The sequence below is a fragment of the Bacillus cereus group sp. MYBK108-1 genome (genome assembly GCF_051917185.1).
Taxonomy (GTDB): Bacteria; Bacillota; Bacilli; order Bacillales; family Bacillaceae_G; genus Bacillus_A; species Bacillus_A cereus.
Genome location: NZ_JBQAHZ010000004.1, coordinates 112,400 through 124,072 on the forward strand (window position 1 = coordinate 112,400; position 11,673 = coordinate 124,072).

Here is an 11,673-nt window from a genome sequence, read left to right on the forward strand (position 1 = left end):
TAATCTTTGTTTAAAAACTATATCATATACATGGGGGCAGACTCATCATCTGAAATTTGTCCGGATTCAATTTGGAATATGGCAAAAGAGAACTTGCCATTAAAAACAAGCTCTCTTTAAAAGAAATAACGTAATTGAGATACTTATATAGTAACAATTGTTTTCTTCTAATTCCATATGTCATATGTTGAGAAATAAATTATAAATGGATTGATAAAGCTAAAATGAATGATTGACATAATATTTTGACGATAATATAATGAATCTCGAATTCAAGATAACTTGTAAAGGATTGGTAATTATGAGCGTGATTAACGATGAGAGCTTATCTTTAAAGTTATTTGTTATATTATCAAGGGCAGTACAGTCAATTACTAAGCGTATTGAAGAGGATATAAAAAGTTATGGACTTAATCCAACTGAATTTGCAGTGCTTGAGCTACTGTATAGTAAAGGCGATCAGCCTATACAAAAAATTGGAGACAAAATATTACTTGCAAGTAGTAGTATCACGTATGTAGTGGATAAGTTGGAAAAGAAGAGGTTCTTAATACGAAAACCATGTCCTAAAGACCGCCGTGTCACGTATGCGTCAATTACTTCAGAAGGTATTGAACTAATGGATATTATTTTTCCTCAGCATAAAGAGGCGATTCAGCAAATATTTGGTGGTTTGGACTATATTGAGAAAAAAATGATAATCGAAAAGTTGAAAAAATTAGGGTATTATGCACTCGAACTATAAATTTTTAGAAATATATCTCGAATTAGTAATGTCCTAATTAAATATAATTTAAATAAACAGGAGGAAAAATTAATAAATGGTAGTAAATTTATTATAATACAAAATGAATAAAGCGTGTAATTTCAATCGGTATAATATGAAATAAAGTTGTTATGTTAATGTATACATATCGTCCTTTAAATTATAAATCTTTCATAAAGCGGAGAGTGGGTATCAAGAATGGAATTACGTCATTTAGAGTATTTTATTCAAGTTTGTAATAATAATAGTTTCACTAAAGCTGCGGAAGTTCTAGGTATTTCACAGCCGACTTTAAGTCAACAAATACGAGTTTTAGAAGGTGAACTTGATACACCCTTGTTTCATCGAGTTGGAAGAGGTATCAAAATGACAGAAGCGGGTAAGCTGCTATTTGATAAAGGAAAATTTATCATGCAACAATTTGATGACGTTTATAATGAAATTTTTGAATTAAAGGGTGTAAAAAGAGGTGTGATTACTATAGGAGGTTTATTAGAGGATCTTACTTATTTAACACCTTATATTATGAAGTTTCAACAACATTATCCCAACATTGTAGTAAAGATTATAGAATCCGAAGTTGCTGTAAATCAAATCGTTGACAAAAATATTGATTTCGGGATTACACGTAGTGCTCAAATTCCAGACACATTAACAAACACCCTTTTGTATAGTGAAGAGCTCGTCCTTGTAATTCCCAAAAATCATCCTTTGAATGAAAAATCATTTGTTTCTTTTCGAGAATTAGTAGGGCTCAGTAGAGTAATGGTTTCATGTAGTTGTCGTGAATCTATTAAGATATATTGTGAGAGTTTAGGGTTATCTTTATCTGAAGCAAATATAGAAACAAAATCTTCTATTTCTCTATTGAGCCTTGTATACAATGGACATGGTGTTGCCATAATACCTCTTTCACTGGTTAACTTTGTTAATAATGATACTTTGAGCATAGTTCGTATTACTGATCCAACACCAAGTCAAGATATTAATCTTATTCACTTTGGTGATAAATTTTTAAGTTTTGCAGCACGCATCTTTATGCAGAAGTTAAATGATTCTCAAAAAGTATCAGTGTAATAGAAATAATAATGATTCTAGTGTAACAATTGAAAAAATTAAAATCTATATTAAAGTCGAAGGACAGTGGATTTATATGTGTGGTGTAGTCGATCAAAAAGGGGATACCATTGACTTTTAATTAAGGAAAAAAGGACAGACTTTGCAAGGAGAGAAGGCTATCAAAAACAAGTTAAGTTAATCAATCAATTCTTCGGTCTTATCGCATAGTAACAGATTCCATGTAGGGATATACACTGCTATTTTGAATTTATATATCCTTATTGTAGAAAGAAAACCACCGGCATTATACCGGTGGTTTTGATTTAGAAAGCAAAGCAAGTACAACCAATACCCCATTTAGTTCCATCTTTTCCTATTACGGTATGAGTGTGTTGATGGAGAGGGTTACTACAACTATGTAACTTGTTATCACGGGAATCGTGAGAAAGTATAGTGTTGGCTAGGTTAGCACCACCATAACCATAAACGCCCGTCGGTGACCAATCAGGTGATGCTGGCGGCAATTCAGGTGATAAGTTTTTAAATTCATTATTTCCATAAACAACCTGCCCACCCATAATGGTGAGCAATGATTCAAGGTCTTTGATTTCTTCTTCCGGCACAGTAAAGTAGTCAGCAGACAATACAGCAATATCAGCAAACTGACCTACTGCCAGGGTTCCTTTTTTACCTTCATCGCCAGAGAACCACGCACTTCCTTTTGAATATAATTCCAGGGCTACTTTTCTATCAAGTTTATTTTTTTCATCGTATATGGAAAGCCCACCAATGGTTTTTCCAGCAACCATCCAGTAAAGAGCAACCCAAGGGTTATAGCTGGAAACCCTGGTTGCATCACTACCGGCGCCAACAGGTATACCAAGGTCTAACATACGATAAATCGGAGGAGTATGCTTTGCAGCTTCCTTTCCGTATAAGTCAACAAAGTATTCACCTTGAAAAGCCATGCGGTCTTGGATGGCAATACCGCCATTTAAAGCCTTAACACGTTCCATACTACGATCTGAGATTGTTTCTGCATGATCAAACCACCAGCGTAGCCCATTAAAAGGAATTTCTCTGTTAACTTCCTCAAATACATTTAAGAAACGTGTGATTGACTCGTCATAAGTTGCATGTAAACGGAATGGCCAACGGTTTTCCACCAATAGAGAAATTACTTTCTTTAAGTCGGCTTCCATTACTGTAGCTAGTTCGGGCCGTGGCATTTGAAATTTTTCAAAATCGGCTGCCGAGAATACTAACATTTCTCCGGCACCATTCATTTTATACTTATCATTTCCTTGACCGGGAGAAACAATTTTTGCCCATGAAGCAAAGTCTTCATATTCATGATTAGGATTTTGCGTAAATAGATTATAAGCAATACGCAAAGTTAATTGTTCCTTCTCGGCTAAATGTTCAACAACTTTGTAGTCATCAGGGTAATTTTGGAAACCACCACCTGCGTCGATGGCACTTGTAATACCTAATCTATTTAATTCACGCATAAAATGGCGAGTTGAGTTAATCTGGTCGTCAAGATTAAGTACTGGAGCTTTACCCAAACTTGAATAAAGAATAGAAGCGTTAGGGTTAGCAATTAAAAGGCCCGTTGGATTACCTCTTTTATCCCGCTGAATTAAACAGCCTGGAGGGTCTGGGGTATCTTTCGTGTATCCCAGTGCACGTAGCCCTGCACGATTTACAAGTGCTCTATCGTAAAGATGTAGCACAAAGACAGGCGTGTCTTCAGAAACAGCATTAATCTCTTCTAATGTTGGCATCCGTCTCTCTTTAAATTGAAATTCAGACCAACCTCCAACTACTCTTACCCACTGAGGAGCAGGTGTACGCCTTGCCTGTTCTTTGAGCATTTCTAGAGCAATAAAAAGTGATGGCACGCCTTCCCAACGTAATTCCATATTATAATGCAGACCACCACGAATCACGTGTATATGGGAGTCATTCAAGCCTGGAATAGCTCTCTTTCTTTTAAGGTCTATTTTTTTTGTTTTTTCCGTGGCACTATTAAGAAGCTCATCTCCACCTACTGCAGTGACTAAACCATCAGTTATGGCGATAGCAGATACCTCAGGCTGAGAAGGGTCAAGGGTAGTAATTTTTCCGTTATATAAGATCATATCCGGTAAATTCATGTTCACACCTCGTCTACTTTCTATTATTTTGTAACCATGGATGAAATAATTTACCGAAAATCGGCATGACTACCCATGATAGCAAGGACACGATACATACAGAAACAAAAAAAGCTGACATAATAGGATTCATATGTTTTATAATAGGTCCTATCACTTTAGGAACTAACATGCTAAGAGGCCATACACCCAGAAGGGTAACGATAGACATTTTCCATTTTGGCGGTGGAACTGGCGTTTTCGGAGTAACAAACCAATAAGCCAAACTGCTTTCAGTTTTGTAAGTTGGATTAGTGGCTTGAAATTGCTCCGCCGTTTTTAACAAATCCCGGCGAACATCTGATTCTTGCCAAGTACGTAGATGCTCATACGTATCAAAGCGAAAAATAACAGTATACTCTCTGGATTCGTTACTTGGGACTATTAGATTTACACCTAAATGTCCTGGGAATTTAGTAGCCGCAGCCTCAATTTCATGTCTCCATGTTTCAAACTGTTTTTCTCTACCTTCTTGAATTTCCCATGTAACAATGGTTGTTACTGGATTGCCAGCATCCATCGTGTTCCCTGTATAAGTCTCTTCGACAGCTACTCCTTCTTGTTTCATATTTTCCTGCTTGGAAGCGCGCCGTGCACCATAGTATATGCGTATTCTACACCTTGACCATAAGCACCAGTGTGTTCCTTTACAATCTCCATTACAGCATCATAAGTGTCTTTGTGTGCCCAGTCACGTTGGTATTCAAGTAAAACTTGAATTGCTGTCACTGGAATTGCACCAGCTTGTTCTACACGACGCATAGCAGCGTTATGTGCTGTCAAACTAGTACCACCTGAAGCATCATCAACTGCATATACCTCATAGCCAGCTTTAATTGCTTCAAGCACAGGGAATGCAAGGCAAACTTCAGTCCAAAGTGCTGCAAATATTAATTTCTTTCTACCGGTTGCTTTAACTGCCTCAACAAATTTCGGATCTTCCCAAGAGTTCATTGAACTACGTTCTATAATTTCATGGTTTGGGAATATATCAAGAATTTGTGGCCAAAAATAACCAGAAAAGCTGCGTGTTTCAACTGTAGTAAGAATAGTAGGTACGTTAAAAGTTTTTGCTGATTTAGCAAGTAGCATAACGTTATTAATCAATGTTTGTCTATCAATACTTGCAACTCCAAAAGTCATTTGAGGTTGAAAATCAATTAAAATTAAGGCACTGTTCTCCGGATTTAACAATTCTAAATTACTCATAATAAAACGCTCCTTTTTCAATTGTTTATTGAAAGTAATGTATCTTCTGTCAATTGAAGCTCTACTATACTTTTTAATTTAAATTTAGTGCTGATTTAATCAGCACTAAATTTATACTATCTACTTTAAAAAAGGTGATTTAAAGCTATTTCCTTGAGATACATTTATGCATTTTGTTTACTAAGATCTCGCTGAGCTCCTCTATAGCTTCCAATTATATTTTGATAGCCTGGAAGATTGCTAGCAAGCAAATTGCCAAAACCTTCGACATCGTTGCGCCAATCGCGTTGTAATTCGCAAGCTACGCTAAACCAGTTCATAAGTTGCACGCCACTATGTGCCATACGTGTATTGGCAGCATCTGCAACTTGTTTACTGAAAGTTCCTGAAGCATCAGTAACAGCAAATACTTCATATCCAGCTTTTATAGCGGAAAGTGCCGGGAAAGCAACACAAACGTCCGTAACTACGCCTGCGATGATAAGTTGTTTTTTTCCAGTTTCTTCGATTGCTTTTACAAAATCATCATTATCCCATGCGTTAATTTGTCCAGGTCGAGCTATTTTTGGTGCATGAGGAAAGAGATCAACCAATTCTTGCATTAAAGGTCCATTAGGCCCGTTTTCAAAACTTGTTGTTAAAATAACTGGTAAATTAAAAAACTTAGCAGTATGAGCAAGAGCTAAAACATTGTTCTTGAATTCATCAACACCATAGTCACGTACTAGTCCGGACATAAGACCAGTTTGATGATCTACTAAAAGCACAACAGCATCATCTTTGTTAATACGAGAATAGAGATCAGTCATTATGTATTCCTCCTAAAAATTAAGTAATCGAAGAAAGTTTAAATAGTCGAATACTATCATAAGTTTCTTCGTTTATAACTAAGCTGACCAATAATATTGGTTATAGCAGCATTCACAGAACATGAAGTGCTATACAAATTTATAGTATTTGAAAACTGATTCGTTAATCAATTCTAAATTATCTATAATTTGTATAGGTCGTAACTATAGTTGTTTTCACTATAAAATAGATTGGTTTTACCTATACATCCTATAGATAGAACGATATTGATAGTCACCTATTTTTGTTATTACAATTGAATAGGAGTAATGTTCAGTAATTATTTTATGATGCAAAAGGTATTAGAGGGGGGATTGTTCCAAAAGGAGAAAATGAATGCATTGGAACAATAGAGTTTCATACTTAGAATTCACAACATAAACGTGCATGAATAGGTTATGATGTTCATCCAGATTATTGAAGAAAAGGATACATATTGGAATATTTTTAGGAGGTAGAAGCATGGCTAAAATTACTGTAGGAACCGAAAAGCAAGAACCAATTGAGATATATTATGAGGATCATGGCACAGGAAAACCAGTTGTACTCATTCATGGTTGGCCGTTAAGTGGTCGATCTTGGGAATACCAAGTTCCCGCTCTTGTTGAGGCTGGATACAGAGTTATAACATATGATCGTCGAGGATTTGGACAATCATCTCAGCCGTGGGAAGGGTATGAATATGATACCTTTACTTCTGATTTACATCAACTATTAGAACATTTAGAGCTTCAAAATGTCACACTTGTTGGTTTTTCTATGGGTGGAGGCGAAGTAGCCCGGTATATTAGTACGTATGGAACAGATCGTATTGAAAAGGCTGTTTTTGCTGGGGCAGTTCCTCCGTATTTATACAAATCAGAGGATCATCCTGAAGGGGCCTTAGATGATGCAACAATTGAAGCATTCAAAAGTGGTGTGATAAATGACCGCCTTGCATTTCTTGATGAATTTACTAAGGGATTTTTCACGGCTGGTAATCGAACAGATTTAGTAAGTGAGCCATTCCGTTTATATAATTGGGATATTGCAGCCAGTGCATCACCTAAAGGAACACTTGATTGTATTACCGCCTTTAGTAAGACAGATTTTAGAAAAGACTTGGAGAAGTTTAATATACCTACTCTTATTATTCACGGTGATTCTGATGCAACTGTACCATATGAATATAGTGGGAAATTAACACATGAAGCAATTCCTAATTCTAAAGTAGCCTTAATAAAGGGTGGTCCACATGGGCTAAATGCAACGCATGCTAAAGAATTTAATGAAGCACTCCTATTATTTTTAAAGGACTGATTACAACTATATAATTGTTAGTTGATAAATTATAAATAAGTAAAAAATAAACCTTTATAAAAGATGCTCTTGGATAAATCCAGGAGCATCTTTTTAAATGGTGATATTGATATGTTAGGTTGATAAATCTCCATTAATTTTGGATTGAATACTCTTCTTAACAGCTAAAATATATTGATTAGAGTTTTTTAGATTTCTTAGAAGTATTGTTATATTACTATCAAGATAATATTTTGAATAATCCTCAAAACAAAGAAATATACATTTTTCTGAGGAAGAAATATCTTGTCAGAAAACAATAAAATCTTATTAATTTTTATAATTGGTAGAATTTTTGTGGAAATAATTCTCTTAATATATTAAAATAACATCGTATTATGTCAGATTTTAATTAGGGGAGAGAAATTTTATGTTGAAAAAAATCATTCCAGTTGCTTTAGCATTAAGTACAGTTACTTTTACTAGTGTATTTGCTGCGCCTTCAATCCAAGCAAGTACAGAACAAAACCGCTACATAGATGTACAAATGCTCGGTATTAACGATTTTCATGGGCAACTAGACACTGTAAAAAAAATTAACAATAAAGATGCAGGGGGAATTGAGTACTTAGGGGCTTATTTACGTGATCGTGAAAAACAAAATCCGAATACATTAAAGGTACATGCTGGCGATGTTGTTGGAGCAAGTACTCCTGTTTCAGCATTATTACAAGACGAACCTACAATTGAATTTCTAAATGATTTGAAATTCGATGTTGGAACGATAGGAAATCATGAATTTGATGAAGGTGTTGAAGAAATGAACCGCCTTATTTATGGTGGATACCATGAGAAAACAGGTAATTTTAAAGGAGCAAAATTCCCATATGTTGCTGCAAATTTCTATAATAAATCCACCGGTCGTTTATTTTTACCACCATTCACTATAAAAAAGGTACAAGGAGTTCCTGTTGGATTTATCGGAGTCGTAACAACGGATGTTCCTAACCTTGTTATGCCTACTATGCTAAAGAATGTAGAAATTACAGATGAAGTTGAAGCTATTAACAAATCCGTAAAGCAATTAAAAAAACTAGGCGTTAAATCTATCGTTGTTCTTGCACATAACGGAGGTATAACAGATGGGAACGGCGTAACAAATGGTGATATTGTCCGATTAGCAAATGAGACTGATCCAGAAGTCGATGTTATTTTTGGTGGCCATAGCCACACCTATGTAAATGGAACTGTTAATAATAAACTTGTCGTACAAGCAAATTCATATGGTATGGCTTTTGCTGATGTTGATGTAAAGATTGATCGTAAAACACAAGATATTGTTGAGAAAAAAGCAGAAATTGTTACAACTTACCATGAAGGCATGGAGCCTGATAAAAAAATCAAGAAGAAGATGGAGAAATATCAAGCAAAAATCGCACCTCTTGTTAATGAAATTGTAGGTAAGTCTATTGCTCCACTAGATCGTAAACTCAATACGGCTGGTGAATCTACTCTCGGAAATTTAGTTGCTGATGCTCAGCGTGCAACAATGCAATCCCAAATTGCACTTATGAATCCTGGTGGTATTCGTAATGACTTAGATGCTGGTGATATTACATGGGGAGAGATATATGGTATTCAACCATTCGGAAATCAATTAATAAAAGTAAATTTAACAGGTCAAGACATTCGTGATATTTTAAATCAACAATGGCAAAAAGACATAACAAGAATGCTTCAAATTTCAGGGATCCAATACACTTGGGATGCGAACAAGCCTAATGGAGAAAAAGTAACAAGTATTCGCTTAGCAAATGGAGAAGAAATCATTCCTTCTAAAACTTACAGCGTCGTTGCGAACGCATTTCTAGCTTCAGGTGGAGATGGATTTGTATCCTTTAAAAACGGTAAAGATGCTGAAACAGGACCAACTGATTTTGAAGCATTAGTAGATTATATAAAAAAATCAAAAGAACCAATTCAGTCTATTATTGATGGAAGAATTCAAAAGATAAATTAGTTTTTTATTAATCTCAAAAACAACTAGATTATTTGTGCGCTATACTCTTTAGTGTGCAGGTAATCTATTTTTTTGATTTGAAATAGTCTAACTGTGGCCAATGGGTATACCGTCTAGATGCAGAGTGCCGAAAAAAATGAAGTGAACAAAAAATAACCCCTAAATTAACCCTATGATAAAGAGACTACAGACAATCAAAATTTGGAACTTCATATTAACCATATATTAACTACGTTAATAATACATACTGAAATTGAATACTTTAGATAACATCATTTATAACGAATATCTGTACATTATAATGTTATGCAATGAGGAATTTACAATGCAATGAATTGAAGCTTATTTAGTTTTATATTCGTATAAGTGAATTAAGAATTTCTTAAGAACCTATTAAGAAATAAGTGAGTTTTAGGAACTAGAATAAATATATCTTAACAGTAATAAGAAAATGAATGTTTTAAACGGAAGTTGGCAGAGTATGTCAAAAAGCTATAAGTAAATATTTCAGGAGGTTTTTTATGAAAAAGAAAATAATTATTGCAATTGTTGCTTCTACTATAACAATGACTCATTTTGTAGGAAATACTTATGCAGATTCGAAAACAGAGGTTTCTGTTACAGCTCCCTACAATACAAATCAAATAGCAAAATGGTTAGAAGCACATGCAAAGCCTTTAAAAACAACTAATCCAACTGCATCTCTTAATGATTTGAAACCACTTAAGGATATGGTAGGTTCAGCTTCAATTGTAGGTTTAGGTGAAGCTACGCATGGAGCTCATGAAGTTTTTACGATGAAACACCGCATTGTTAAGTATTTAGTATCTGAAAAGGGCTTTACCAATCTAGTTTTAGAAGAGGGATGGGACAGGGCCTTGGAACTTGATCGATATGTTCTTACTGGTAAGGGAAACCCAAGCCAACATCTAACACCTGTATTTAAGACGAAAGAAATGCTAGATTTACTTGATTGGATTCGGCAATATAATGCTAATCCAAAACATAAATCGAAAGTACGTGTCATCGGGATGGACATTCAATCAGTAAACGAAAATGTTTATAATAATATAACAGAATATATTAAAGCGAACAATTCAAAACTGTTGCCTAGAGTAGAAGAGAAGATAAAAGGTCTTATTCCTGTAACAAAGGATATGAATACTTTTGAAAGCCTTACGAAAGAAGAAAAAGAAAAGTATGTTTTAGATGCTAAACAAATTAGTGCTTTATTAGAGGAAAATAAAAGCTATTTAAATGGAAAATCTAAAGAGTTTGCATGGATAAAGCAAAATGCTCGTATTATTGAACAGTTTACTACAATGTTAGCGACACCTCCTGATAAACCAGCGGATTTTTATTTGAAACATGATATTGCGATGTATGAAAATGCGAAGTGGACTGAAGAACATTTAGGAAAAACCATTGTATGGGGACATAATGGACACGTTTCGAAAACAAATATGCTTCCTTTTATATATCCTAAAGTAGCTGGGCAGCATTTAGCAGAATATTATGGAAAAAGATACGTATCTATTGGAACGTCAGTTTATGAAGGACAATACAATGTCAAGAATAGCAATGGTGAATTTGGCCCCTATGGAACATTAAAATCGGATGATCAAAACAGTTATAACTACATTTTTGGACAGGTCAAAAAAGATCAATTTTTTATTGATTTACGTAAGGCGAACGGCGTGACAAAAACTTGGTTAAACGAACAACATCCAATTTTCGCTGGAATAGCTACCGAAGGGCCTGATATACCAAAAACTGTTGATATATCATTAGGTAAAACGTTTGATATACTTGTTCAAATTCAAAAAGTGAGTCCATCTCAACTAGATCAATAAATTTAGAATAATGTGCCTTAATGACAACTTGAGAAGTGTTTCATATAATACTATAAAATTTGTTTTATATAGTAAGAAGAATAATCGTATTAGAAAAAATTAGCAATTCAACCTGCTAAGAGTAAAATGAATCTTCAATATGTAAAGCGCAAAAAACACTGAAGCGAAAAAGCATCGGTGTTTTTTGCGCTTTCGGGCACAGATGCTACTTCAATCCTATTGTAGAAGTGATTTTGTATGTAAGGAATTTGTAAGGAATAGGTAAGAAAAAAGAGATTTTCATTGTGTAGGATAAAAATATAAGGAGGCATGAAGGGGGGAACAAGTACGGCCTACATATAAAACAAATAATCAGTAACAAGAGTGTTTTAAGGAAAAGAAGTAATTTCTATGGTTAATATGTATGTGGAAAAAGAGTGATTTAGAGATTGTTAGAATACA

9 protein-coding genes are annotated in these 11,673 nt (G+C 34.6%); 5 read left to right on the plus strand and 4 right to left on the minus strand.

What is annotated here, in order from left to right; translation table 11 throughout:
* Nucleotides 1-301: 301 nt before the first annotated feature.
* Complete coding sequence (locus tag ACTFSL_RS08880; protein WP_000111424.1) at nucleotides 302-745, plus strand: MarR family winged helix-turn-helix transcriptional regulator; 444 nt, start codon at nucleotides 302-304, stop codon at nucleotides 743-745.
* A gap of 219 nt (nucleotides 746-964) precedes the next feature.
* Entirely contained in the window at nucleotides 965-1,843 is an 879-nt protein-coding gene (locus ACTFSL_RS08885; protein WP_440041532.1) for a LysR family transcriptional regulator, read from the plus strand.
* Between the two features lie 305 nt (nucleotides 1,844-2,148).
* Here ACTFSL_RS08885 and ACTFSL_RS08890 read toward each other — a convergent pair whose 3' ends face one another.
* From ACTFSL_RS08890 to ycaC, 4 genes are all read right to left on the minus strand, one after another.
* Nucleotides 2,149-3,984: an amidohydrolase gene (locus tag ACTFSL_RS08890; protein WP_440041534.1), complete on the minus strand. Its 1,836-nt coding sequence runs from the start codon at nucleotides 3,982-3,984 to the stop codon at nucleotides 2,149-2,151.
* 13 nt (nucleotides 3,985-3,997) lie between these two features.
* Nucleotides 3,998-4,591, minus strand: coding sequence for an antibiotic biosynthesis monooxygenase (locus ACTFSL_RS08895; RefSeq protein WP_000806860.1), 594 nt, complete (start codon nucleotides 4,589-4,591; stop codon nucleotides 3,998-4,000).
* Nucleotides 4,588-5,232, minus strand: a complete 645-nt coding sequence (locus tag ACTFSL_RS08900) for a hydrolase (protein ID WP_000067162.1) — start codon at nucleotides 5,230-5,232, stop codon at nucleotides 4,588-4,590. The genes ACTFSL_RS08895 and ACTFSL_RS08900 overlap by 4 nt, the downstream gene beginning before the upstream one ends.
* A 164-nt stretch (nucleotides 5,233-5,396) precedes the next feature.
* Nucleotides 5,397-6,041: an isochorismate family cysteine hydrolase YcaC gene (ycaC, locus tag ACTFSL_RS08905; RefSeq protein WP_000131227.1), complete on the minus strand. Its 645-nt coding sequence runs from the start codon at nucleotides 6,039-6,041 to the stop codon at nucleotides 5,397-5,399.
* Nucleotides 6,042-6,543: 502 nt separating this feature from the next.
* On the opposite strand from ycaC, the gene ACTFSL_RS08910 reads away from it, so the two are divergent.
* From ACTFSL_RS08910 to ACTFSL_RS08920, 3 genes are all read left to right on the plus strand, one after another.
* A complete protein-coding gene (locus tag ACTFSL_RS08910; RefSeq protein WP_440041536.1) occupies nucleotides 6,544-7,380 on the plus strand; it encodes a bromoperoxidase in 837 nt (278 codons plus the stop codon).
* Nucleotides 7,381-7,789: 409 nt separating this feature from the next.
* Nucleotides 7,790-9,379 carry a bifunctional metallophosphatase/5'-nucleotidase gene (locus ACTFSL_RS08915; RefSeq protein ID WP_257115490.1) on the plus strand — a complete coding sequence of 530 codons (1,590 nt, stop codon included), beginning with the start codon at nucleotides 7,790-7,792 and terminating at the stop codon, nucleotides 9,377-9,379.
* Nucleotides 9,380-9,900: 521 nt separating this feature from the next.
* Nucleotides 9,901-11,232 (plus strand): erythromycin esterase family protein, encoded by a 1,332-nt coding sequence (locus ACTFSL_RS08920; protein ID WP_440041538.1) that lies wholly within the window; start codon nucleotides 9,901-9,903, stop codon nucleotides 11,230-11,232.
* Nucleotides 11,233-11,673 lie beyond the last annotated feature (441 nt).